Source organism: Deltaproteobacteria bacterium (genome assembly GCA_026388545.1).
GTDB lineage: Bacteria > Desulfobacterota > Syntrophia > Syntrophales > UBA2185 > JAPLJS01.
The window spans coordinates 62,664-87,644 of the sequence record JAPLJS010000053.1 but is presented as its reverse complement, the minus strand read 5'-3'; the positions used below and the strand labels follow the sequence as shown (position 1 = coordinate 87,644).

Below are 24,981 nucleotides of genomic sequence, written 5' to 3'. Positions count from 1 at the left end.
TAGTTCGTCCTGAAAAATGCAGGCTGAAACCCGCGTAAACATTGATACTGCTCTTTGAAAACTGAAGAAAGTTGTAGGATTTGGTTGTTTTTATCTGTGATTTATGCTATAAGCTACTGATATGAAAGTACAAATACCAGAGAGGCAACTTCTTATGTATGAGACCCTGTTTTCGGATTTTCTAAATCCGGATCATGAATTGCTTCGTGCTGCCGGGATAATTGACTGGGACGGTCTTCATGAGGTCTTGTCCGGTTACTACAGTCCCCTGGGCCGCCAAGGCAAATCGATTCGGCTGATGGTTGGCATCCATATTCTGAAGCACCGGTACAATTGTTCTGATGAGCGGGCTGTGGAGATGCTCCATGAGAATGCTTACTGGCAGTACTTCTGCGGATTCAACTCTTTCCAGGGAGGTCAGATTCTGGAAGCCTCTTCCCTGGTGAAGTTTCGGAACCGCATCGGAACTGAAGGGATGAAACAGATCGAGGCGGTATTGCTCAAGGCGTGGTCTGAGATGGGTCTGGTAAAAACCAGACGGGTAGCGGTGGATACCACCGCCCAACCCAAGAACATTGCCTATCCGACGGACGCCGATCTTCTTCACCGGATTCGAGAGAAGATTGTCAGACAGATCAAGAGGGTTCGTGAGGAGGTAACCCTCCGGAAGCCCTTTCGCACCTTTAGCCGAACCGGAAAGAAACTCCTTATCGGGATCAAGAAGTTCTTCAGAAAAAACCCGGAAGGAAGGAAAGAGGCGATCGAAGAACTCAAAGAGATAACCCGTCATGTGGTCGAGCAGGCCGCTGGTGTAGTGAACAGCCTGTATAGTCGAGGGTTCAAGAAAACGGGACAAAAACTCAATCGTTTGGTCTCTATCGGGAAGAGAGTCATCGATCAGACGAAACAGGTTCTCTCTGGTGAATCCCCCAGGAATCGGATCTATTCTCTGCATGAGCCGGATGTCGCCGTCATCAAGAAGGGAAAAAGTCATCCCGACTGTGAGTTTGGTTCCATCGTTGCCCTCTCCAAGAATGATGATGGCCTGATCCTTTCCCATGTAGAGTATCAACACAACGTTGCCGATGTGAAGACCCTGGGTCGGGTGATCACTGGAATCAGGAGGAACACAGGGAAGCCTCCTCGGGATGTGACCGCTGACCGGGGATTCGATCAATCCCTTAAAAAGCAGGAGAACTGCCGCAGGAGATGGGGTGTTCAACGGGTTGCCATTCCCAAGAAAGGGAAAACACCGCACCCGAGAAGCAAGGAATCCTGGTTCCGGAAAGCCTTGAAGCAACGGGTCAAGATCGAACCGGTAATCGGTCATCTCAAGTGCGATCATCGGATGAATCGGTGCCGATACAAGGGAGCGACAGGGGATACCGTCAATGTGGTATTGGCCACCCTGGCCTGGAACACGAAGAAGATCGTCCATCTCCACAGGCAAAAAGAAGAAAAGCAAGCCTTAAGGGAGATGAAACGGGCCGCATAGGGGAAATCGTCCCGGAAATCCGTTCTCATCCACAATTATCTTCAGTTGTCAAAGAACAGAACAACAAAAAACTTTTAAAAACCTTATTTTTCAGGACGAACTATTTAGTAGATATGTACCCAATGAAAAGACGACCAGCAATAATCAAGGAGAATAAATGACTGTTTATATAAATGACATTTCGGTATTTCTACCCAATGAACCCATCGACAATGATCAGATACAGGACGTCATCGGAAAGATCCATAACCTGCCGTCAAGAATGAAGAATCGAGTTCTCGACAATAATAAAATCGAGAAGCGTTACTATGCCATTGATCCGGCAACGGGTAAATTGACCCACACAAATGCCCAGTTGACGGCAGAAGCCGTGAAAAGGCTAAGCCCTTACGAGGGTTTTACCATCGACGATATCCAGTGCCTGTGCTGCGGCACGTCCATGGCGGATGTAATTGTCCCCGGACATGGCCTTATGGTCCATGGTGAACTGGGGTCTTCCCCCTGTGAAGTAATCTCAACCGCGGGGATCTGTCTTTGCGGGATTGCCGCCTTCAAATATGCCTTCATGAATGTTGCCTTGGGCTTCAGCGATAATGCCGTTGCGACGGGGTCCGAACTGGCGTCGTCGCTTATCAGGGCACAATTCTTTGAACATCTGCAAAGCGATATGGATGTAAAAAGCAATCCCATTATTGCCTTTGAATCGGAGTTTCTCCGATGGATGTTGTCCGACGCTGCCGGGGCGGTATTCATGTCGTCGAGAAAAAATCCTGATCGGTTGTCACTGAGAGTGGACTGGATCGAGCATGTTTCCTATGCCGGTCAATATGAAACGTGCATGTATGCAGGGGCTGTCAAACACGAGGATGGTTCAATCACGGGATGGCGACAGATTGACTCCCTTAAGGAGGCCCTCGATAACAACTATTTCGCCCTGAAACAGGATACGGGTATTCTGAACAGGGAGATTGTCAAGGTTGCCGTGGACCTGGCCCTGGTAAGGACTATAGAGAAAAGAAACCTGAAAGCCGACGATGTTGATTGGTTTCTCCCCCACTTTTCCTCTTATTTCTTCAGAGACAAGCTATTCAAGTCTATGGAGGACATTGGATTCGTCATTCCTTATGAGAAATGGTTTACCAACCTGGCATCTAAGGGAAATACCGGATCGGCTTCCATCTATGTTATGATGGAAGAACTGTTTCATTCGGGAAAGCTGAAGGAAGGACAAAAGCTTCTCTGCTTCATACCCGAGAGCGGCCGCTTCTCCATGGCCTACATGCTCTTGACGGTTGTGTAAACCGGCCGTTGCCGCTACTTGCCCTGATCCTGTGCCATTTCGGCGGCCGCTTTAAAATACGCCTTCTTGAAATCCGGATCAGTCAGAATCGTCTCAATAAGCTTGTTTGTCATACGGTAGGCGCGCTTCTCCATGTTTTCCGGTGTGCGTTCTCCTTGTTTGATATCGTCCCCTGTGACCGTGTAAATCTTGGTAAAGAACAAACCATAGACAAATTTCTGCATTTTCACTTCCACCTCATACTTGGCATCGGTGATGGACCGCAAAGTCATCCACACAGCCGGTGCATAGGGGTCCGGCTTGTCCATATTCGATACCCACACGCCGAGACTTATCAAGGCCTTTTCGAAGGAATACCAGAAGTAATTGTGGATTATGGAGTTGCCGCCATAGGAGAATTTCCTGTCAGGGCTAAAGTAATACCAAACGGTGGTATCTCTGGCCTGGTTGTCAAAATTCATGAGATACATCCGCTTACCCTTGTATTCGCTCAAGTCCGCCGTGAACACAGGATAATAGCTTCTGAGCGGAACAATATCACCCACCGTCCGAGCGAAAGCACTGGCAGCAAGAAGGGTACATAAGAAAAGGCCTGTAAACAAAACAAGTCTGATTTTTCGGTGCATGGTCTTTACCTCCCTGTAAGTTTATAATACCCGAAATATATACGCTGAGGATGGACGAAAAGTCAACGCCTATGATGCCCTTTGACAGGGGTTGTTCTTGTCGGTCATCCAGGCTTTTGTTTTCCCGACCGGAGAATCCGTTCGATCATTATCCGGTCATATTTGCCTGTAGATGTCACGGGAATTTCTTCTACAACGACAATGTGTTTGGGAACAGCATATGCTTCACTGACCGCGGCGATATGCCGCCTCAATTGAGGCACATCCAGATAGGTTGCCACGAGAGCGGCCAGTTTGTTTTGACGCCCTTTCCCGGTGATGAGTGAGACAACCACAGCATCACGGACCCCCGGTATCTTTTTCATTTTGGTCTGTACTGCGGCCAGGTCGACCCTTTTTCCTCCGATTTTAACGATATCATCCGCCCTGCCTTGAAGGATGAACCGGTTATGACCATCAGAATCGGCACGGTCTGCTGTGATGAAGAAACCTTCGGCATCACGGGGTAGCGTCGGAGAGATATAATCAGACCGAACATGCAATTTCCCATCGCATATTTTACAATCGACAGTAGCCAGGGGGCGCCATGATTCGCCGTCGCTCGAGCGAGACCTGGTAGCCACCCCCCCGGTTTCTGTTGAACCGTAAATTTCTATAATGTCCAGGCCCGTTGTGCCGTGAAAATATGCGGCGTCTTCTTTATCCAGCACCCCCGCAGAGGAAAAAGCCATCCGGAGAGTGTGGCGCTGCAAATCATCCGTTTTCAAAACCTGGTAATGGACAGGAACGCTGACCAGGACGGTTGCCCCATGATCCTTTACTGCCCGGATTATCTCTCTGGGGAAGCTATGTAGCCCATCAATGACACGGGCGGAACTGATGAAGGGAATGAGCACGGAAAAGAGGAGACCATAAATATGCTGGGGCGGTACCGTTGACAGAAAAATATCGTCGGGAGATATACCGAATTTTCCGGATAAGTGCCGGGCCTCTGCAAGCATATTCCGGGGTGTTTTGGACCATACCACAGGCTTACCCGTCGATCCGCCGGTAAACAGCATGAGAAAGGGCTCATCCTGATCGATGAAACTTTCGGAAGTTATGGAATCATGGCGCAGCATCTGGGGGGTTATGACCCCAGGACCCGCGGGGAAATCACCCGTAAGGTCTGTGAGCAGAAATGACGGAGATATGGTCTCAAGGACTTCCAGAATGGCCTGATGGGAGAAGGCGTAGGGAAGAACAAGACGGGGGCCGCCGGCAAGCGATGCGACCAGTGCGGCTGCCAGAAGAGCTTTGTTATGAGTACAGATGCAAATAACTTCACGGCCTTTTTCTTCCGGCGGTTGAAGGTGACGAATCCCATCCGCAAGGCGGTAGATCTCCGCATAGGTAGTGCCGTTCAGGATAAACTCCCTGGCCGGGTCCGGAGGGGGTGAGAAGATATCCCGATACAATTCCGGTTCGGTAATACGGCTCCTCGTTATGGGATGTGTCTTCATTAATAATTCCCCTTGACTTATCTCATTTTTTTTATTTACTATGCCGTCGTTTATTAGCATATATTGACGGCTTTGAACATCTGAAAAAAGCTGTCATTTCGTGATAACAGGAGATAAAATTTTCATGTCCTCGAACTAACCGGGGACCTTAACAGGGCGGCATGGCGAGCCGTAAAGAACTGTCCCGGTGAATTTGTGACGTTCGCGGCTGCTGTCGCCGTTTCTTTGTATAAGCGGAAATGGTTGCATTCCCTATAGACATTGAGGCGCTGATCCCGCATCGGGACAGGATGAAACTGATCAATGACGTTCTGGACGTTAACGACGATACGGCCGTAACGTCATCTCTTGTCTCCGATCGATGGCCCCTCTGTCAGGGGTCTTTTGTCGATCCCATTGTCCTCATCGAGGTTGTGGCACAGACTGCGGCGGCCCATATACGATGGAAAAAGGGGGTTGACAAGGGCGGCGGCGGTGGATGGCTTGTCGGGATTAAGAATGCAGATTTTTTTCTGGATCGGATTCCGCTTCATACGGTGCTCATCACCACCGTGAAAAATCTATCCAGTGCTGAAAATTATAATGTCCTGGAGGGAACCGTCATGACAGGAACGGACCTCCTGGCCCGGATTCAGATACAGGTGTTCAGGTCCGATTCCGATTGAGTGTAGCCATTATGATATCACATAAGGAGCGAAACGGCATGAGCGAAGAGCAGGTCGCCCTGGTGACGGGGGGCAGCAGAGGCATTGGCCGGGCCATTGCAGTTGAAATGTCTGAGGCAGGATACAAGGTCTTCATCACATATAAATCAAACGATCAGTTGGCCGAGGAAACACTGGAAATCATTCGATCGAAGGGAGGCCTTGGGGAGAAGATCCGGTTTGATGTAGCCGATTCAAAAGATGCTGCAAGGGGAATGGAAGAAATCATCTCGCAGAATAAAAACATTCGGGTTCTTGTCAATAATGCCGGGGTTACCGCTGACGGCCTGTTTATGATGATGCCGGAAGCAGACTGGGATACGGTGATTCAAACGACTCTAAAGGGCTTTTATAACGTGACGAAACCGGTCATAAAAACAATGGTCCGAAATCGTAAGGGGTCCGTTGTCTCTATTTCGTCTGTGTCAGCACTCATCGGGAACAGGGGCCAGGCAAATTATGCTGCGGCAAAGGCCGGATTGATTGGCGCCAGCCGCGCCCTGGCATCCGAGGTGGCAAGGTTGGGTGTACGGGTCAATGTGGTTGCGCCGGGCCTGATCGATACGGAAATGATTAAAGGGGCGCCTTTTCCTTTGGATAAAATTAAGGAAATCATCCCCATGGCGAGAATCGGAAGGCCGGAGGAAGTCGCAAAGGTTGTCCGTTTCCTGTGTTCCGACGACGCCTCTTATATCACGGGACAGGTCATTTCCGTCAATGGCGGTATGTTTTAATGGATTTCATGACGAAAGAAGGCAGTATAAAAAGAGGGTTATTCCTCATCGGAATACTTCTTTCCTCCGCCGTTATGCTGGGATGGGTGGACAAATGGGATGATATCGAGAGAGAATCGGCGAAGATAAAATCGGTCACCGCTCATTTCTCTCAGGAAAAACACATGCAGATTCTTACCAAACCACTTGTTTCAAAGGGACGTTTCTATTTTCAGGCGCCCGATTCTGTCAGATGGGAATACACGTCTCCCGTGAGAAGCGTTCTGCTTATGCGCAAGGGAGATATCAAACGATATACCATGGGCAGCAGAGGGTTTGTCGAAGATTCGGGCGGGTCCCTTGAGTCGATGCAAATCGTCCTTCAGGAGATCAGCCGGTGGAGCAGGGGACAGTTCACCGGAAATGAGCATTTTTCGGCGACCATAAAAAGGGGAAAGGGACCTACAATTATCCTTACGCCGAAGGAAAAAGGGCTTTCGACCATGATATCACGTATTGTGATAAACCTTTCACCTGACAGGCCGGGTGTTATCAAATCTGTTAAGATTCTTGAAAGTGAAGGGAGTTTTACTCTCTTCGAATTTACCGATGTGCAGATTAACGGGAAAATCTCTGAAACGTTATTCCGGGAAGTGGGATGAAAACTTCCATATTGCATGGACGCTGGTTCTTTATATTAATACTGACGGCTTTCCTCGTATCATGCAGTCGTCTCCCTGTCATCAAACCTGTGGATCCGGAGGCGTTGCAGGACACCATACAGCAGTGCCGGCGGCCGTTTCTCGATATTCCCTATCGCTTCGTTCATGCTATTGAGGTGGAATTGTCCGGCCGTAGGACGGGAACGGTTGTGGGTGTTACCGTCTTTGAACCGGCATCTGCAACAATCCACAGTGTGATCATGACCATCGAGGGGTTTGTTCTGTTTGATGCCCGGTATGAAAAAAAGGTGAGTGTGAATCGGTCGGTGCCGCCGTTTAATACAGAGCAATTTGCCGGGCGCATGATGGAGGATGTCCGTCTCATTTTTCTTGCCCCCGATGGGCGGCTCTCGGATGCCGGTGTGCGTGAAGACGGATCAACTGTCTGCAGATATTATGGAAACGAGGACAGGATTGAGGATGTGGTTGTTCATCGGGATAATACATGGGAGATCGAAACATATAGCAGTAACTATGAACTGTTGAGGCAAATTAGAGCCTTTTCAGTACGGGACAGGATTCCCGCAATGGTGGAGCTGACCGGTTTCGGGTTTCGGGAGTATTCGTTACGCATGAAATTGATCAGTGCAGAACCGGTTTCCCCTGAGACACATCGGTCGCCCCCCGGGGAAACCCCGGAGGATGAGGAATAGAGGTTCAAGGGACAAGGTCTTAAACTCTGCTCCTCGTAATGACATTATGTGTAGATTTTTTTGGTTCATCCGGTTTAAGCGTACGTGTCTAAAATGTCTTTCTTCCTGTTATCCACAAAGCGCCACCCTCAACGAATATGCAATATTTCAATTCGTTATCATTGATTTTATTTCCTCAATAATTATGATATAAATAATAGAAATTTGGGTGTTCCCTTCTGTGAAGGTTTTGGGTCAATGGATACCTGGTTGAAATACTATGGTGCCGCCGGGAAGCCCGGTGGTTAAATGCAAAACAGACCTCTGTAGTATCTGGGGAAATCGGTCTGTTCGACTTAAACGAGAGCAGGTGGAGCAAGTTTAAATGTCGATCCATAGAATTCCAGTCAATAAACTCAGCCCTGAAGCCTTACAAGGAGTTATTGAAGAATTTATTTCCAGAGATGGAACTGATTATGGCGAAATAGAGGTTCCCATGGAAACGAAATTCAGATATGTAAAACAAAAACTTGAAAACGGATTGGCAGTTCTTATTTTTGATGACGAGGCTGAAACCACTAATATATTTTCTGCTGATGACCCTGTGCTAAAAACCCTCATGGATTAACCTGATGACCGAGAAGAAATAGCCTGTCCTGAATCTCGCCGCTATCCAAAACCTCATTTCCATCATTTCGTTTCCGGTTATCGAGACGATCAAGAATATGGGTGGCTAACAGAATTGATATTTCTTGAAACTTGACATATAGAGACACGTCTTTTGAAAGTTTGTGTCCCTCAAAAAAGCCCTCTGACGAAACCGGAACGTCAGGGGGTTTTTGCTGTTCAGGGAGGAGCGTTATTTTCCCGTTCCTCTTGTTCCCATGTCTGAAGGGTTTCCCTGGCAATTCTTCTCTTTCGGTAATACCCGTAAACAAAAATGAGTGTGATGACAAACCAGAATGTTGTAGCGCTGGTGATTAGGGGTATCCACGAAACCCTCACCTCCATGTAATCGAGCCATTCTTTTTCGAGCGTGACCAGGTGCATCCCGGTTATCTTTGTTAATGAGCCTCTAAGATTTCCATCAGCAGCGTAGTTCCTGAGGAATTGTTGAAATGCCTTCCTACCGAATTTATTGATGAGAAAAGACACAAACATAAAGCTTTCCGCATAGGCGAGTTCTGCTTCATTGGGATCACTGGGGAAATTCGCGGTTAGTTTTTCGAGAGGAATCACCCGCTTCGTCAGAAACGCTTTTGTCAGACTGGCCATTCTTGCTAAATGCCACTCTGAAGATTCATACATTGCAAATCCTTCGGCAAGCCAAGTAGGTGTCGCCCGTCCTTCCAAGACTTTCCCAAAGACTATATGGGTAAATTCATGAGTAAACACTTTTTCGTAATCAAGACGCCCCCCTTTTATGGCCCCTGGAGATCTCAGAATAATCAAGTTAAGTTCGGGGTAAGCCACCGCCGATGCCCAGAGAGGAATCCTTTCCTTGCCCGGTTGAACCTTTTGAAATTCTTCAATAGACGGTGCCAGGATGATCATGGTCTTATCCGAAAATTCATATCCTATGTCGGCAATAATCCTTCCCCTGATTTTTTCTGATGTAGTGGATATATGCTTAGCCAGTTTCCCTTCCGCGTCCACATATTTGATAAAGAAATGAATTGTTTCGAGCCGCTGATAAGGCTCTGCACATACCGGTTGCTGGCAAAAAATCACATATAAAACCAGAATGGTGATAGACAGCAAATCTTTGAGAAAGATATCTCTGGGAAAATCAATAATCGCAAACATCATGATCTACATAGTCATATTAAGTTCTGTTCATCGTAATAGGTGAAGCCGTGAGACAAGGAAATACCGCAAAGACATACAATAGACAAGGACATTATTAAATCAGAAAGGGCAAGAAAAAACTAATGAGGATCTGATGAGTCTTGCAAGGATTTTAAAGGGCCGGCAATGATTGTATTGTTTATGCCTTGTGGAGCAGATGAAAATGATCATCGGACTAAAACTCCTTTATGGGGATGTGATAAAATTGTGATGGACGCCAAGGGAAAGCAGAGGAACAGATAGAATAGATGGGAATAGATGGGAATAGATGGAATAGCTTTTTTTATTTATCTCTCAAAACCACTGACATTGTCAGTGGTGGGGCATGGGGGCGGAGGCCCCACACCTTAAGTGAACCAACAATGTTGGTGAACAATGTTTTAGAGTAGTCGTTTCAATCCTTATCAGGCAAGGCAAAGGACGTTGTCCGTGCACGGGTCATCCGGGGCTGGTCATTGGCGCCGGGGGTTGCAGATTTGATGACGGGGTTATTCTGGACGATTTTGATGGTGGTTGGGACGACGAACCGAGAGGTTTTTTGGTGTGCAGACGGTAAATTTATTGTGAGACATAAAAGGCAAAAGGAATCCCGATGGTTGAGATAAGATGGGGTTGCATTTGATTTGAAGGAGGATAGCGCTACTACTCCCTTTGGATCAGGTTGAGGATAAACCTGGGAACGTCCGGACCGGGGAGATAGGGTTTTGAGGAGGGATTGTTGCTGCTGATTTTTCTCACGGCCAGGGTGACTTTGACGATGAAACAGATGATGCGCTTGAGGAGCAGGGCCATGACGGCCAACTGGGCGAGAATACCGGCGTTTTTCAGTCCACGGATCTTGGGTTTCTTCAGGATGCAGAGGTCTTCCTTGGCAGTGGAGTTGGTTCTTTCGGAAGCGCTGCGGAGGGATTTAATCTTTTGATATCGGTCGGTTCCGCGCAAGACTTCGCTGATCAGCCTGGGGTAGTCCTTGACGGACATATGGCGGGTGTAGCCGTGGTAGTTGATCCAGTATTTGCAGATTTCGGCATACCGGAGGATCTGCGGATCTTTTGAATGGAGACACTGGCGGCGGCAGGAGAAAGATGCTCTTTGAGATTTTTGATCGAAACCGTTGGGATGGGTGATGAGACCACAGGGGGCGTAAGGCCATCCTTTGTGATCATAACCTCTGGTTTTAAGGGTTTCAGGTGAGAGGTTTTCCGAGCGGGGATTATAATCGATTATGGGGATGGCTCCTCGGGAACGGGAGAAATTATAGTTGTTGATCTCATCGTATTTGGCGTCGGCGATATGGATTTTTGAGGTTTTGCCGTGATGATGCAGTATCTGGTTTTTATTGGTGATAAAGTGCCTTCCCTCTTCGCCGTTGCCGGCGATGACGGTGCAGGACACGGGCAGTTCTATGCCAAGATCCAGTTCGATGGCGGTATCGATAATGGCATTGAAGCCGAAGATCTTCTCGGTGTGGTTGGGGTTTCGGGGGTTTCTTCTCACCCCGATTCTCGCATCGGGATCATGGGGCAGCTTGGGACAGCGGAAGAAGAAGGAATCGGTCTTGGCAGAATCCCCCAGAATAATCTCTGTAAAGACCCCTCGTTTGACCACCAGATCGAGCCCCGCCTTTTGCAGTTCTTCCTTGACGCCAAATATCTGATTGAAGATGCTCGGTTTTTCCGGATCGGCCTCCCGAAGACAGAGGGTCAGGATCTCTACCCTGGGTCTTTTGATTTTGGGATTGACAGTGAACCGCTGGGAGGAGCATTCAACCTTGACGCGGAGTTCCTTAAAAAGCGCTTTCCTGCCCGGATGGTTCAGCCGATAGAGGACCCTTCTGCGGACATTCTCGATAATGCCCACGAATTCAATGCATTTACACTCTTTCTCGAACCAGGTGCAGCCCTTATAGCGGGCATTGGTCGGAAAGAGGGTCCCGTCGGTGGCGATGATCCGATAGGAAAGAAATCTAAGAAGTTCGGCGATCTCCACCAGGACATGAAAAATCTGATTGTAAAGATCTTCCCCCAGACGCTCCTTGAAGTTGGTGAAGGTGGCCTCACAGGGGATATTCTCAGAGTTGATTCCGGCGTAAAGACGATAATGTCTCCCCCGCTCCCAGTCCCGGAGCACTTCCACGAAGGCCTTCATATCGGAATATTTTTCGATGTGCCGGAACAGCTCCAGAAGAAAAAGGCTGACGGGATCGTAGGCAATCCCGGCTATGGAGTATTTATGAGCGACAAGGGAGCGGATGAAGGAGAAATCCCCCAGGGAGGAAACAAACCGTGACAATCCCCCTTCAATCCTTCCGTCGGGGTGGATGCGGATATACCGACGTTCATAGACGTATTTGGATAAACAGAAGGCCTCCGGTTTCGGAAAAGGATTCTGATGTTTGGTGCTGATCTGAAAATGAATATGATTGAGTTTTTTGATGACGCTTCCAATGCTGAAAGGCATCAGGTTTCTCAATCAACCGCCTCCAAACCAGGGATAGCGGCGATCGATGATCAGGGGGTCTTTTTCGAAGCATCCAGAATCTCGAAGGTACTGGGCGCCACCCTCCTGAACATGCGGCCGCTGTTGACTTTTTTGGTCAGGGCTGAGACGATGCTGCCCGGCTCCATGACCACGTTGAAATCGCTCTTGGCGCGCCTGATGATTTCTGACAGATGCAGAGGCTCTTTGGCTTCAGTCAGTACATCGTATACAGTTTCAATCTGGGACCTTTGTTTCCTTCGGGGAGGCGGTTCCGGCTCCGCATCGTCCTTGAGGAAATCGCGGATGATCTTGAGTTGCGACTTGAGGAGAGATTCTTGGAATTTTGCCCATTCTTTCATGTCCATGACAATCTCCTTTCGGTGGAACACCGGTTAGCATAAAATAGTCAGTAAGTCAAGAAGAAATATCACTTCCCTACTGACAAACAGGATATTTTGATAAGGATAGTACAGGATGGCGTAAGACGTCAAGGACGTGTCGAAGAAACGGAAATTTTGGGTTGATCGATTGAAAACAACAAACGGAAGCGCCCTGACTATGGGGCAGTCAGACTCTTAAATTGGCTCAGTTTCATTCCGTAATCAACGTAATGTCATATGTCAATTCCCTTAACTTAGGTCATTTCTTGCTGTATTCCAGCACAAAATGTTCGGGATGCTCCTGGCCAAAGGAAAGATCACGAAGGAGATGATCGCCATGCTCTCAACATGGCGGCATTCCGGCTTCCACGTCTTCTGCAGCAACCGCATATCTCCAAAAGATGATACGGCCATGGAGAACCTGGCCCGCTACATCATCCGGGCGTCGCTCTCCCAGGAGCGGATGCAGTACCTGGATCGGGAGGGAAAGGTCGTCTATATCTCCAAAGGCGGCAAGACAATCAAGGTCTTACCTGCCCTGGAATGACTGGCTACCATGTGCTCGCACATACCGACCAGGAGTGAGAGGAGGTGAGCAGATGGTGCAGTAATACGAATTCTGCAACACTATCAAAAACTACAATTCTACTGGCAATCCTCACTTCAATTCCAAACCGAAAATCATTGATAAGTAGGTGCAAGAGAGAGGTCATCCTGTAGTACATACCTTTCCAAATCAGAAAGTACGCAAGAACCGGATGAACCATTTTTATAACGTCTCAAAAGTTTATAAAAAGTCAGGAAACAGACGTGAAATTCAAACTTATGTCACGCGCCGGGTGGTATAGCGATAATTCCAGGATCGAAGACGCACCCTGTGGGTCAAAAGACGCCCAATGCCAGGGGTTTGTATGATACGCACGGCCAACTCTTGGGCTTTCGCATCGTTCGTACCCAGTGAAATTACCTTTGGCACAGCGCGGTTGGAAAACCGCGCCTATCGGGAAAGGATTACAACCTGATAGCCGGGGTTTTCCAACCCCGGCGGAGTGGGCTTTGATTATATATTTGAAAAACCTGCCATAATCATGCTAATGTGATACCCATGAGAAAAAAAGGGGGGCAAGATGAGACAATTTACTCTCGAATACTGGAAGGATGACGACTGGTATGTCGGTAGGCTCAAGGAGGTGCCGGGTGTTTTCAGCCAGGGCGAGACATTGGAGGAACTTGAAGAAAACGTCAAAGACGCCTACCGGTTAATGATGGAAGACGATACGGTGATTCTTCCCCGCCTGCATGCTCCTGTCTATCAAAAAGAAATCGGTGTGGATATTTGAAGCGGATTGACTTCATTCGCGAACTGGTGAGAGCCGGCTGCCATCTGAAACGGCATGGTGGAAGGCACGACATCTACTTGAATCCCAAAAATGGAAGGAAATCTCCCGTTCCACGTCACGCTGAGATCAAGGAAAGTCTTTGCGATCTTATTAGAAACCAACTCGGCATCAGCGATAAATAGGAAGGTAATGGGGTCAAGTCTATTTTCTTGTCATATCGAAGATTTCAAACGATATTCTGCACTTTTGTTAGCTCATAGTGGTTGCGGACTCGTAAGTGCAAGAGTGAGGTCATCCTGTAGGCACATACCTTTCCAAATCAGAAAGTACGCAAGAACCGGATGAGCATTTTTTATAAGGTCTCAAAAGTTTATAAAAGTCAGGAAACAGACGTGAAATTCAAACTTATCTATCCGAAATGGAAGAAACTGGAAAATCAGACGGAATTTCACCTTCCGCCCCACGGTCCCGTCGTCTTTGCTGCGACGTTGCCCGATGGTGTGGAAATCGATTTTACGGATGAAAATGTGGAATCCATCAATTTCGACGAATCCCCTGATTTCGTCGGTATATCAATGATGCTCACCAGCCAGGTAAAACGGGGCTGGGAGATTGCCGACAGGTACCGGCAAAGGGGGATCAAGGTAATCGTTGGCGGAATTGCGACGATGCTCCATGCCGAGGAAATGATGGTCCACGCCGATGCCGTTTTTCTCGGCGAGGCGGAAGGCAGGATGGAGGAGGTCTTTCGTGACTTAAGAAATGACCGGCTGCAAAAGAGATATGACTACCTGAATGATTTTCCTCCTGCCGAATCCATTGGGACGGCAAAAAGAGATATATTAAAACGGGAATTTTACTATTATAAGGGTGTGCAGATGGTGGATCTCGTTCACGCGTCACGGGGATGCCGCTTCGACTGCTATCCCTGCTGCGTGGCTTTTCTGGGAGGGAGGAAATTCCGGCCCCGCCCCATCGACAGGGTTGTGGAGGAACTGGCGGCGATCGACAACAATCGCCTGTTCATTGTGGACAATTCTCTTGCCCAGGATAAGGAGTGGGAACGGGAGCTGTTTACCGCCATGATTCCCCTGAAGAAAAAATGGTGCTGCCATCCCATCGAGGATGACGATGATATCCTTGATCTCGCAGCGCAGGCGGGGGCCTGGTACGTCTACCAGGCAATCTTCGATAGGTCGGACTATATCCGGGACCGCATCCGGCGTTATCATGAACACGGTATTGCCGTGGAAGGAACGATCCTCCTGGGCCTTGACGACCAAACGGAGGACGACATTCGACGGCTCGTGGATTTTCTCATGGAGATCAAGCTTGATCTTGCTGAATTTACCATCCTCACGCCGTTTCCTCATACCAGGGCTTTCGATGACCTGCACCGGGACGGGCGAATCATCTCCTACGACTGGAACGATTACACAGCGGACAAGGTGATTTTCCGGCCCAGAAACATGACGCCGGAGAGGCTCCAGGAGCTTTACATCCATGCCTGGGACACATTTTACAGGGATGAACCACAGACCTACAAGATGTTTAAGCTCATGCAGAAGGTTATAGAAAAGGAGAAAGCCGACGGAACATACAGGGGCCGCAGGCGGGAACTGATGGCCAGTCGGTTCGGGAAAATGGAAGAGAGTCCAGGAGGTCAGTCATGAAGCGGCGTGTGAATCAAGATGTGATTATCGGTGAAAGGCCGGTAACGCTTTCGCAGATTGTTGCCGTCGCCCGGGGAAACACCAGAGTGAAGCTCAGCCGTGAGCGTTCTTTCCTGGAGCGGATTCGCCGGAGCGAGGCCATGCTCTATACCGCCATCAACGAAAGGGTTCCCGTCTATGGTGTCTCAACGGGGTATGGCAAGTCCTGCGGAAAGCGTTTGAAACGGGACCAGGTAAAGAAACACCAGGGGGCCAATCCCATCAGGTTTCACGGCTGCGGCACCGGTGATCCCATCAGTGTTCCCGCTACACGGGCGGCGATGCTCTGCCGGCTCCTTTGTCTGTCCAGGGGGTATTCCGGCGTGTCTTTAGGACTTCTGGAGCGGCTTGCGGCCTTTCTCAATCACGGAATTACCCCCGTCGTTCCCTGTGAGGGATCCGTCGGGGCGTCCGGTGATCTGACCCCTATGTCCTACGTAGCGGCAGCCATGACGGGGGAGCGTGAGGTCTTCTACCGGGGTAAGCGTTTGCCTGCCTCCGAGGCGCTAAAGCTTTCGGGACTTGTCCCGTATGCATTTGCCCCGAAGGAGGCTATTTCCATAATGAACGGCACATCCACGATGACGGGGATGGCCGTCCTCGCCGTGGAAAGGGCTGACAGGATACTCGATGCGGAGATCTGTGCCACGGCGCTTACCGTTCATGCCTTGAAGGGGAAGTTTCTTCACTTCCACCCCGCCATCGGTGAGGCTAAGCCCTTTCCGGGGCAGATCCATGTGGCCCGGAAGCTGACGGAACTGCTCCAGGTAGAGGCGCATAACGGCGATCTCGAATCCCAGGCCCGGGAAGCACTGCAAGACCCATATTCCGTTCGATGCTCCCCACAGATAGTCGGGGTACTTTACGATGCACTTACATGGATCCGGCAATGGGTTGAGACAGAGGCGAACAGTGCCAATGACAACCCCATCTTCGATCCGGAAACGGGTCAGCCGCTCATGAGCGGGAATTTCTACGGCGGCCACATGGCTTTCGCCATGGATGCCATGAAGGCGGCCCTGGCCTCCGTGGCGGACATGTCGGACCGGCAGGTGGCCCTCCTTGTAGATCCGCTTCTCAACCGGGGACTCCCTGCAGATCTGGTGCGGGTTGAGGGAGAGGATTCCGTCTTTCATCATGGATTCAAGGCTATGTCAATCGCTTCGTCGGCGCTTGCAGCAGAGGCCCTGAAGCTGACCATGCCCGCCGCATCCTTTTCCCGTTCAACGGAATCCAACAACCAGGACAAGGTCAGTATGGGGACCATCGCTGCCCGGGATGCGGAAAGGATCTGCACCCTGACGGAGCGGGTTCTGGCCATTCATCTCCTGGCCGCAACACAGGGCTGTGAGATCCGGGGGAACCTCGATGTCCGGCCGCAGTTGATCGCCCTTATTGGCCGTATTCGTTCCCTTTCGGAAGCTATGATGGAAGACCGCGAGATGGACAGGGACATTGAGTGCATTGCCCGTACCATCGCCGAGGAAGACCTGTTCGGGAGATAACATGATGCCCCATGAATCGAAATGGCGTAACACCCGGCGGGCCGTAGGTTTTCGGCCATGATAGATGACTTCCGGCAGGCCCTTATCGCCGGCGTCGAGCGCCTCACGGCCTGGGCGGATCTCCTGGACCGGATCAATGTCTTCCCCATCGCCGACGGGGACACGGGCCGGAACCTCGTCATCAGCTTAGCTCCCCTGCGACAACCCGAACGGGGCGTGCAGACCCTGTCCCGTGAACTCCTCCTCTCAGCCCGTGGCAATTCGGGAAATATCGCCTCCAGCTTCTTTCAGTGTTTCATTCAAGCCGGTTCATGGGAAAACGTGCCCGATGCCGTCCGGCTGGGACGCGACCGTGCCTGGCAGGCGGTGCCTGATCCCCGGCCGGGAACGATGCTGAGTTTTTTCGATGCACTGGCGGAAGTTTTTCCCGATGCTTTCACTAATCATGACCGGATTGCAGGAGTGCTGATGCATCTGGAGTCCGTCGTCCGGGATACGACGGAACAGCAGCCCAAGCTCCGGAAGGCCGGGGTGGTGGATGCCGGCGCCCTGGGACTGTTTCTGTACTTTGAAGGATTTTTCCATATCCTTGCGGATGGCCGGATACCCTTCCGAACCGTGACGGATACCTTTCGGGGCAAGCTGCAAGTCTCGCCTTCCTATAGGGATGACCTGGAAGGGGGCTACTGCGTGGACACGGTTCTCCACAGCGAGGCAGATACAAAAGAGGCGCTACAGATGCTTGCCGCTCTCGGCGAGTCCATCGTCGTGACCCGCGAGGATGCCTATCTGAAGGTTCATTTTCACACCATGGATCGGGAGGTTGCACGCAGAAAGCTTGTCGACCTCGGCCAGGTAATCGGCTGGGCGGAGGACGACCTGTACCTACAGACATCGGCCTTCAACAGCACGAGCCGGGAGTCTATCATCCATATCATGACCGATGCGGCAGGCTCGCTGACCCGGCAGGAGGCGAAGTTTCTGGGGATTACCCTTTTGGACAGTTACATCACCGTCGGGGATCATTGCCTGCCGGAGACCTATTTAAGCCCCGAGGATCTCTACAGCGCCATGCTCTCAGGTCTGCGGGTGACGACCGCCCAGGCATCCATCTTCGAGCGCCACCAGATTTATGAAAGCGTTATGAGCCGCCACAGGCAGATCCTTTACCTGTGCGTCGGATCGGCATTCACGGGAAACTACCGCGTGGTCACTGACTGGAAACGGGGGAATGATCCGGAAGACCGCCTCGTGGTGATCGATACCGGCGCGGCATCGGGACGACTCGGGGTGCTCGCTATGGCTGTGGCCGCCTATGCCAATGAAGCAAACGAGGCCGGGCAAGTCGTAACCTTCGCCAGACAGGCCGTGACCCGCTGCGAGGAGTATGTGTTTCTCGACCGCCTCGAATACCTGGCTGCCGGAGGACGGCTGTCGAAGACGGGGGCTTTCTTCGGCGATATGCTCCGCATGAAACCCATCGTAAGTCCCATGCACGAGGGAGCCTGCAAGGTGGGCGTCGTCCGGAACCGCGAAGAGCAGTTGCGTTTCGCCCTGGAAGCCATGGGACGTTCCCTGAAGCCGGAGGATAAGGCCCTCATCATGCTGGAGTATTCGGACAACCGGCCCTGGGTGGAAGAGGTAAAGAGTGAAGTGGCAAGGTGCTATCCGGGAGCCCAGATCGTCGTACATCCCCTCTCTTTGACCTCAGGCGCGCACATGGGCCCGGGCACATGGGCCGTGGCCTTTCTGCCTGACATCAGTTCTTCACTTTGAAAAGAACTGAATGAGCACTTTACAAATCACTATAACCGACGACGGGAAATATCGCCGCTGTAGCATAATGTTGGACCTGAAAAAAATGATTAAACCTGCACGGACCATAAATAAACTAACAACCGGCACACCCATCACCATTGTGGCCCTTGGCGATTCCCTGACACAGGGCTGGATGGTCTCAAAGGGGTATCTCGATTTCTTAAACGAAATGCTTCACATAAAGTTTCTCAAAGGCAGGTTTAAGCTTATTAATGGCGGTATTCCGGGTGATACGGCGGATTCCGGTCTCTCCCGCTTGAGGTGGGATGTTCTTCATTATAACCCCGATTGTGTCTTCATACAATACGCGATTAATGATGCTTTTTCGGGGTTTACAGAACAACATTTCAAAAACAATATAAAAGAGATAATCGATACAATAAGGGAAAATGGCGATACCGATATTGTTCTCATAACTTCCGGATATATTGGTGATAATGAAGATAACCGGCATGTCGAAGGATATTATCGTCAACTTGAAGTATTGGGAGAAGATTATGGTATTCCCGTTGTACAAACGCATGAGTACTGGAAAAAGAAGATCAGGGATGGAATGATATTTGGTTCTTTGGTGCAGTATGATGATGTGCACCCCACAGAAGAAGGCTACAGGCTCATGGCAGAAGCAATTATGAATATTTTTTAAAGATAAAGGAATTATTTAATTATTTTCAAAGTATCAGATGTATTCGTTAATATGCACTATTAATTGGAAGGCGATCCATATTAGGCTAATATCTCCTTTCACAGAACGTCCGTTTCTTAGCCCTGTCTTAAAAACCAATAATAGTCTAAATTCTCTTTTTTAATGATAAGGTTAACTCGAATAAGGCCACAGGCTCCGATCCCAATAGGGAGGGAACCGTTGCCGTTACATGGACTGTAAGATTGACACGATCATAGGATGTCAACGCTTTATCAACTTTTCAAAGGGGGGATCAATGGGGTGGCCCTTTTTCAAAGGCGGGAACAAATTGACTACTCTTTTTAAGAGGGGGGACTGCTGAAAAGCTCTACTACATTTTGTCTGTGGTTATAGAAGATGAAGAGGGCCGTTGCAATTGCTCCCGCCGTTGCAAGCGCCTGGTATCCGCATATGATAATCGTTCCAACCATGAGCACGAAAGTCATGAAAAAAGAGGCGATAAAGGGAATCCGGACGATCCCATATACCCCCACCCAGACGAGGGCGGAAAAGGCTGCCGAATAGGGTGAAATAATGGCGGTAAAACCCAGGTAGCTTGCCACCCCTTTCCCGCCGCGGAACTGGTGAAAGCAGGGGAAACGGTTGCCGAGAATGAGGGCCAGTCCTACCCAGGGGACATAGTTTATCGGAAGCAGGTACAGAGCGGCCCATGAAACGGCAAGAGCCCTGCCTAAATCAAGCAAAAGTACGACTCCGGCCCAGAATAACCCGGCCTGTCGATAGACGTTCGTTGTTCCGGCAGTTCCGCTGAAATGATATCTCGGATCATCCCTCCCCAACATCCTGAAGAGCAGAATGGAGAAGTTAACGGAGCCTGCAATGTAGGCAGCCGGCAGGAGTATTGCAATCGTCGTGAGCATGCTTTAACTCTTTCTTACTACTGAGAGATTTCCCTCCGGCACTTATTCAGCAGCGAGAGGGATTTAAGGGTTTAAGGGATCGAGTGTTTAGTTTGCAGTGATTCTATAAGTGTTTTGTACATCTTCGTAGTTTCTTAGCATTTCCCTTGAACCTTGTCCCTTGAACCTTATGCCGGCTTGTATAAGATCCAATCCGGGGGCTTGACGCGGCCGCCGGAGACATCCCTCATGATAACCCCTCTGATCTCCTCACGAAGACCTCCCGCCGAATCATGAATCCAAATATCGAAGTGAAGGGATTCTCCGTTTACCGGAATAGGCTGGATTGTACAGCGGTAGGTTTCTCCCGGTACCGTCGGATTGATGATGAGGCGTTTCTCAAACCCCACAGGAAAGGCCACGATATGACAGAACCGCTGGCCCCAGGCGCAGGCGACATGGAGAGCCCCGTCAAAGGGAAACGGAGAACCGAGGGGCTCTGATGGCGTCGGATGGTCCGCCGCATGTACCCGGGCCGCCGCGCCGCTCTCTGAGAGAAGAATGTCACCTCTGACATTCTGGTAGGATGGCCCGAAAGGAACCAGCTCGCTATATAATTTTTGGGAAGGGATTCTGTAGCAAATACCGTCCAGCGCCGATACCGTATCATTGGGCGGCCCGGCGATACGTTCCTCCATAGCCGTGAAATTGACAGCGGCATGGACTTTTGTCCTGCTCATGGTACCCCTTATCCTGTCTATAGTAATCAATTTGGAGGATATGCGGCCACTTTCATAGATCTCCATTTCGTGGCAGGTTTCGATGACCTGGGAATCATTTTCAATATGGAGAAACCGGTCAAACGAGGCCGAACGCATACATCTGACATGCGCATCGGACCGATAAGACTGCGCCGAACCTGCCAGCCGCTGAAGGATTTCAACGGCGGGTAGAAGTATTTTTCTCTCAAAATGGTGGTCTTTGAGGTAGGGATGAACGGGGATCACAAGGGTCAGACGGATCCGTTCACTCATCCGGGAATGGTCTTCCATATTTTACTTTCCTCTGAACCTTTCCAGATCGGGAAAGCGATTCATCTTTTCCAATCGACGCAGATATCTTTGATACTGCCCCTCCCAACCGATCTTACGGGTTTGCCTGTCTGTAGAAAATTTCATGACCGGCTTGACCACGTGCGTCCAGAAGGACGTCCAGAGCCTGCCCTGTTTTCCCGCAAATGCCGATGGTTTCCACCAGCCTAAAGCGGTCTGCCGGTAATACCAGAAAGCATATTGTAACTGATCAGATTCCAGATGCCGGGTTTTCACATTAGCCCAGAAGCCGCTATACCGTTCATAACGATCGTGATTCGTAACCAGTCCCTCACTGATCAAATATTCTCTGAGTTTCGTCTTGGGATAGGGTGTGAGCATCTGACAGTAGGATGCGTCCGCCTCCAGATCATTGAGAAACTGATAGTTTTTCCTGATGGCCTCTTCGTCATCATCGGGCAGTCCAAAGATCAGGCCGCCGATCACCATGATACCATACCGGTGACAATTCTCTATTGCCCGCTTCGCCGCTTCGACGATGTCGGCTTTCTCCATGGTCCTGAGATTATGGCTCGATACATTTTCAATCCCCAGGAAAACACCCCGGAATCCCGCCTCGGACATTTTTTTCACCATCGCCTCATTGCCGGCCACAGAAATGCAGTCGGCCTGTACGACCAGTTTCAAATTTTGATATTTTCTTTGTATTATTGCATCACAGACGCTCATGACCCACTTCGGATTCAAAACCATATTGTCATCGGCGATAAAGATCAGCCTTGTTTTCTTGTTGAAATAGATGTCGTCAAGATCGGCGATTATACGCTCAATGGGGTATGTCCTGTAAGAACGCCCGTACATATGGCTGATGCTGCAGAAATTACAGTTGCGGGTACATCCCCGGGAGGTTTCCATGACCTCGATTCTGGAATACATGAAATGGTATCCGCAGGTTTTGCGTCTATGATCCCGTATGGGCAGTTTTAGACATGACAAGTCACTCAGCGGTCCCTGGTCATTGTGTACCCACGTGCCGTCCTGTTTGTAGGAGAGCGATGGTATGGTTTCCAGCCCGTCTTTCCCTGCAAGGGCATTCACCAGCCTGCGGAAGGGTTCTTCCCCTTCTCCCCTGATGATGAAATCTATCTCTTTCGATTCAGGAGATGCGGCCATTTCCCTGCTCATCAATGTGGCATGATAACCGCCGACGGCGATCTTTACATGAGGGAGGATGCTTTTGATGAGTCCGATCAAGGCCAGGCATGTCGGATACTGCCATGTCATGGCAGACAGGCCGACCAGATCGGGAGTGATTCTTTTTAGGGTTTTCGTGAGATAGGCGGAGATGCTGCTGCGTTTTCGCACCAGGTCAATAAGAGCGACCTCATGCTCCTCATCGACGTTTCCGCCCATACAGGCAATACCATGATTGGGCATATGGAGCGCCATTTCATGAATAACGATGGGGATAACATCCGGCATGGAGATGAGGACAACTTTCATAAATCCGCTTTTCTTTCCATGAGAGAACGCGCCTCCGCCATGAGACCGGAGAGCGTAAAGGTATCGCTTTCATAATCCGCCTCAAGGCTTCCGGCCAGTTCCACTTCAATGACATTTTCGTCACACGTATTAAATAAAAACTTATCCGGAGGAAAGAGTTTATGGGTGTTCCGGATTATCACCACCTTGATCGGCGCATTACAGAGCCTGGCAATTCTGAATGCCCCTTTGTCAAACGGGCCTATCAATCCGTTGCGGCTTCTCTTCCCCTCGGGAAATATAAAGAGATTCCCCCCTGCGGAAAGATAATCCTTCATATTTTTTATCTGGTCAATCATGTTTTCCGTAAACAGTCCCTCCGACATGGACGGGATATAGCCGGATGTCTTCAAAATCCAGCCGAAAACGGGAAATCTGAAAAAGTCTCTTCTGACGATGGTCTTCTGCTTTTCAAAAAGAGATACGAAAAAAATGGGATCCAGAAAGGAGAGATGGTTGGCAATGATGATGGAAGAACGAAGAGCTTTGACTTCCTCCGCTATACGCCATTTTACCCTGGGGACGATGGTTCGTACAAGAGAGAAAAATAACCGGTGGAGCCGGTGGTTCAATCTTTGAAAGGCCTCTTCACGTCCGGTCGAGAAAAAAAAGGCATACAGATAAAAGGGAGAAAAGAACACGAGGTATCCCATAATGTAGTATACCCAGAGGGTAACGGTAACGGTGAAAGCATGAATGGATTTTAACAAGGCAGAAAACATGGTGCTTGTGCTGTCTATTGTCATGACGATACTTTTGAATTATTTGAACGGCTATATAATCCCCCCTTCGCCCCCCTTTATCAAAGGGGGGGTGGGGGGATTTTTATGGCATTTTTTTTATGATGAGACTGGTGTTCACGCCGCCGAATGCAAAATTCTGGATAGTGGCGATCCGGACCGGATATTCCCTGAGCTTCACGATGTGATTGATCATGGCGCACCTTTCGTCGATCTCGTCCAGGTTCAGGGTCGGTGCGATAAACCCTTCTTGCATAAGATAAATCGCAATAATCGTCTCAATGGCGCCGCACGAACCCATGGTGTGCCCCATATAACTTTTCAACCCGACAACGCCGGGCACACTCCCATAGACATCGTAAATAGCCTGTGATTCGATCACATCACCCATTTTGGTTCCCGTCGCGTGGGCGCTGATGAAATCCACCTCATCCGCATTGATCTTTGCCTCTTTCAGTGCGATCCGGATAGTCTCTCTGATGCCGCCCAGGTTCGGCAGGATGAGGTCGCCGCCGTTATTGTTGCAGGCAAATCCCATCACCTCCGCGAGTATCGGTGCGCCCCTCTTCCTGGCAAACTCATACTCTTCAAGCAGGACAGCCCCCGCTCCCTCTCCCACGACCAGTCCGTCCCTCTTTACATCGAAGGGACGTGGTGTCAGATGGGGTGTGTCATTGAAGGCCGTAGAACATGCGAGCAGATTATCGAACACCGCGACGGTGGTCGTATCATATTCGTCAGCCCCGCCGCAAATCATGGCGTCCTGCATCCCGAACTTGACTGATTCATAACCGTAGCCGATGGATTGACTGCTCGTCGTGCATGCCGTGGATGACGAAATGACGCGGCCTGTAATACCGAACATCTTTGTGATATTGACGGCTGTGGTATGAACCATGGATTTCAGGTAATCGACGGCGCCGATGGAAGAATATCCGGTTTTTGAGGCGCCGAAGAAAGTCCTGTATATATCCCGCTGAACGGTGGGGCTTCCATGGGTTGAACCAAAGGCGACGCCCATTCGGCCGGATGTGACAAAGGACTGATCCAGACCGGCACTCTCGATCACTTCCTTTGCCACCTGACACGCGTAATAGGCGACAGGTCCCATGGTTTTCCGGTATTGACGCTTAAAATCGTATTCAACAGGGTAATCAACGGTTCCAAAAACCTTGGAGTGGATGTAGGGAGACAACAGCCCGTCCTCCCGCAAAGTCTTGACACCGGAAATTCCGTTAACCAGACTGTGAAGAATCTCCGCTTTGGTGCGGCCGATAGGGGTGATTGAGGAACACGCTGTAATGACTACCCTTCTTTCCATAAG

Annotated in this window: 24 protein-coding genes; 14 read left to right on the top strand and 10 right to left on the bottom strand. The window is 49.9% G+C overall.

The genetic code is table 11. The annotated features are described in order from the left end of the window. Positions 1–121: 121 nt before the first annotated feature. Positions 122–1,495: an IS5 family transposase gene (locus NTW12_06360; protein ID MCX5845965.1), complete on the top strand. Its 1,374-nt coding sequence runs from the start codon at positions 122–124 to the stop codon at positions 1,493–1,495. A gap of 157 nt (positions 1,496–1,652) precedes the next feature. Continuing rightward, positions 1,653–2,795 (top strand): beta-ketoacyl-ACP synthase III, encoded by a 1,143-nt coding sequence (locus tag NTW12_06355; GenBank protein MCX5845964.1) that lies wholly within the window; start codon positions 1,653–1,655, stop codon positions 2,793–2,795. Positions 2,796–2,809: 14 nt separating this feature from the next. Here the strand turns inward: NTW12_06355 and NTW12_06350 are convergent, their stop codons facing one another. Together NTW12_06350 and NTW12_06345 are read right to left on the bottom strand one after the other, a co-directional pair. Then, complete coding sequence (locus NTW12_06350; protein ID MCX5845963.1) at positions 2,810–3,421, bottom strand: hypothetical protein; 612 nt, start codon at positions 3,419–3,421, stop codon at positions 2,810–2,812. Positions 3,422–3,525: 104 nt separating this feature from the next. Continuing rightward, a complete protein-coding gene (locus NTW12_06345; GenBank protein ID MCX5845962.1) occupies positions 3,526–4,923 on the bottom strand; it encodes a fatty acid--CoA ligase family protein in 1,398 nt (465 codons plus the stop codon). Positions 4,924–5,162: 239 nt separating this feature from the next. Here NTW12_06345 and NTW12_06340 point away from each other — a divergent pair, with 239 nt between their 5' ends. The 5 genes from NTW12_06340 to NTW12_06320 all read left to right on the top strand — a co-directional run bounded on the left by NTW12_06340 (position 5,163) and on the right by NTW12_06320 (position 8,322). Next, positions 5,163–5,588 carry a hypothetical protein gene (locus NTW12_06340; GenBank protein MCX5845961.1) on the top strand — a complete coding sequence of 142 codons (426 nt, stop codon included), beginning with the start codon at positions 5,163–5,165 and terminating at the stop codon, positions 5,586–5,588. Between the two features lie 38 nt (positions 5,589–5,626). Continuing rightward, positions 5,627–6,361, top strand: a complete 735-nt coding sequence (gene fabG, locus NTW12_06335) for a 3-oxoacyl-ACP reductase FabG (GenBank protein ID MCX5845960.1) — start codon at positions 5,627–5,629, stop codon at positions 6,359–6,361. After that, positions 6,361–7,002: an outer membrane lipoprotein carrier protein LolA gene (locus tag NTW12_06330; protein MCX5845959.1), complete on the top strand. Its 642-nt coding sequence runs from the start codon at positions 6,361–6,363 to the stop codon at positions 7,000–7,002. Before fabG ends, NTW12_06330 begins: the two co-directional genes overlap by 1 nt. Then, a complete protein-coding gene (locus tag NTW12_06325) occupies positions 6,999–7,715 on the top strand; it encodes a hypothetical protein (protein MCX5845958.1) in 717 nt (238 codons plus the stop codon). Before NTW12_06330 ends, NTW12_06325 begins: the two co-directional genes overlap by 4 nt. A 364-nt stretch (positions 7,716–8,079) precedes the next feature. Continuing rightward, positions 8,080–8,322 (top strand): YheU family protein, encoded by a 243-nt coding sequence (locus NTW12_06320; protein MCX5845957.1) that lies wholly within the window; start codon positions 8,080–8,082, stop codon positions 8,320–8,322. Positions 8,323–8,540: 218 nt separating this feature from the next. Here NTW12_06320 and NTW12_06315 read toward each other — a convergent pair whose 3' ends face one another. From NTW12_06315 to NTW12_06305, 3 genes are all read right to left on the bottom strand, one after another. Beyond that, positions 8,541–9,503 (bottom strand): peptidase MA family metallohydrolase, encoded by a 963-nt coding sequence (locus tag NTW12_06315; GenBank protein MCX5845956.1) that lies wholly within the window; start codon positions 9,501–9,503, stop codon positions 8,541–8,543. A 681-nt stretch (positions 9,504–10,184) separates the two neighbouring features. Further along, positions 10,185–12,014 (bottom strand): transposase, encoded by a 1,830-nt coding sequence (locus tag NTW12_06310; GenBank protein MCX5845955.1) that lies wholly within the window; start codon positions 12,012–12,014, stop codon positions 10,185–10,187. 38 nt (positions 12,015–12,052) lie between these two features. Further along, the gene (locus NTW12_06305) at positions 12,053–12,388 is read right to left on the bottom strand and encodes a hypothetical protein (protein ID MCX5845954.1); all 336 of its coding nucleotides are present in this window, start codon (positions 12,386–12,388) and stop codon (positions 12,053–12,055) included. Positions 12,389–12,698: 310 nt separating this feature from the next. On the opposite strand from NTW12_06305, the gene NTW12_06300 reads away from it, so the two are divergent. The 7 genes from NTW12_06300 (at position 12,699) to NTW12_06270 (ending at position 19,424) form a co-directional block, all read left to right on the top strand. Next, complete coding sequence (locus tag NTW12_06300; protein MCX5845953.1) at positions 12,699–12,950, top strand: transposase; 252 nt, start codon at positions 12,699–12,701, stop codon at positions 12,948–12,950. A 580-nt stretch (positions 12,951–13,530) separates the two neighbouring features. Next, a complete protein-coding gene (locus tag NTW12_06295) occupies positions 13,531–13,743 on the top strand; it encodes a type II toxin-antitoxin system HicB family antitoxin (GenBank protein ID MCX5845952.1) in 213 nt (70 codons plus the stop codon). Beyond that, positions 13,740–13,925 carry a type II toxin-antitoxin system HicA family toxin gene (locus NTW12_06290; GenBank protein MCX5845951.1) on the top strand — a complete coding sequence of 62 codons (186 nt, stop codon included), beginning with the start codon at positions 13,740–13,742 and terminating at the stop codon, positions 13,923–13,925. Before NTW12_06295 ends, NTW12_06290 begins: the two co-directional genes overlap by 4 nt. A 210-nt stretch (positions 13,926–14,135) precedes the next feature. After that, positions 14,136–15,416 carry a cobalamin-dependent protein gene (locus tag NTW12_06285; GenBank protein MCX5845950.1) on the top strand — a complete coding sequence of 427 codons (1,281 nt, stop codon included), beginning with the start codon at positions 14,136–14,138 and terminating at the stop codon, positions 15,414–15,416. Further along, entirely contained in the window at positions 15,413–16,960 is a 1,548-nt protein-coding gene (locus NTW12_06280; protein MCX5845949.1) for an aromatic amino acid ammonia-lyase, read from the top strand. The genes NTW12_06285 and NTW12_06280 overlap by 4 nt, the downstream gene beginning before the upstream one ends. A gap of 57 nt (positions 16,961–17,017) precedes the next feature. Then, positions 17,018–18,736 carry a DegV family EDD domain-containing protein gene (locus NTW12_06275; GenBank protein MCX5845948.1) on the top strand — a complete coding sequence of 573 codons (1,719 nt, stop codon included), beginning with the start codon at positions 17,018–17,020 and terminating at the stop codon, positions 18,734–18,736. Positions 18,737–18,746: 10 nt separating this feature from the next. Beyond that, the gene (locus NTW12_06270) at positions 18,747–19,424 is read left to right on the top strand and encodes a GDSL-type esterase/lipase family protein (GenBank protein MCX5845947.1); all 678 of its coding nucleotides are present in this window, start codon (positions 18,747–18,749) and stop codon (positions 19,422–19,424) included. Between the two features lie 341 nt (positions 19,425–19,765). Here the strand turns inward: NTW12_06270 and NTW12_06265 are convergent, their stop codons facing one another. From NTW12_06265 to NTW12_06245, 5 genes are all read right to left on the bottom strand, one after another. Then, positions 19,766–20,344, bottom strand: coding sequence for a glycerol-3-phosphate acyltransferase (locus NTW12_06265; GenBank protein MCX5845946.1), 579 nt, complete (start codon positions 20,342–20,344; stop codon positions 19,766–19,768). Between the two features lie 167 nt (positions 20,345–20,511). Continuing rightward, a complete protein-coding gene (locus NTW12_06260; GenBank protein ID MCX5845945.1) occupies positions 20,512–21,375 on the bottom strand; it encodes a polyketide synthase dehydratase domain-containing protein in 864 nt (287 codons plus the stop codon). 3 nt (positions 21,376–21,378) lie between these two features. Then, complete coding sequence (locus NTW12_06255; GenBank protein MCX5845944.1) at positions 21,379–22,878, bottom strand: radical SAM protein; 1,500 nt, start codon at positions 22,876–22,878, stop codon at positions 21,379–21,381. After that, on the bottom strand, positions 22,875–23,663 hold the full coding sequence (locus NTW12_06250) for a lysophospholipid acyltransferase family protein (protein MCX5845943.1): 789 nt from the start codon (positions 23,661–23,663) through the stop codon (positions 22,875–22,877). Before NTW12_06250 ends, NTW12_06255 begins: the two co-directional genes overlap by 4 nt. A 79-nt stretch (positions 23,664–23,742) precedes the next feature. Further along, on the bottom strand, positions 23,743–24,978 hold the full coding sequence (locus tag NTW12_06245) for a beta-ketoacyl synthase N-terminal-like domain-containing protein (protein ID MCX5845942.1): 1,236 nt from the start codon (positions 24,976–24,978) through the stop codon (positions 23,743–23,745). Between the last annotated feature and the right edge of the window lie 3 nt (positions 24,979–24,981).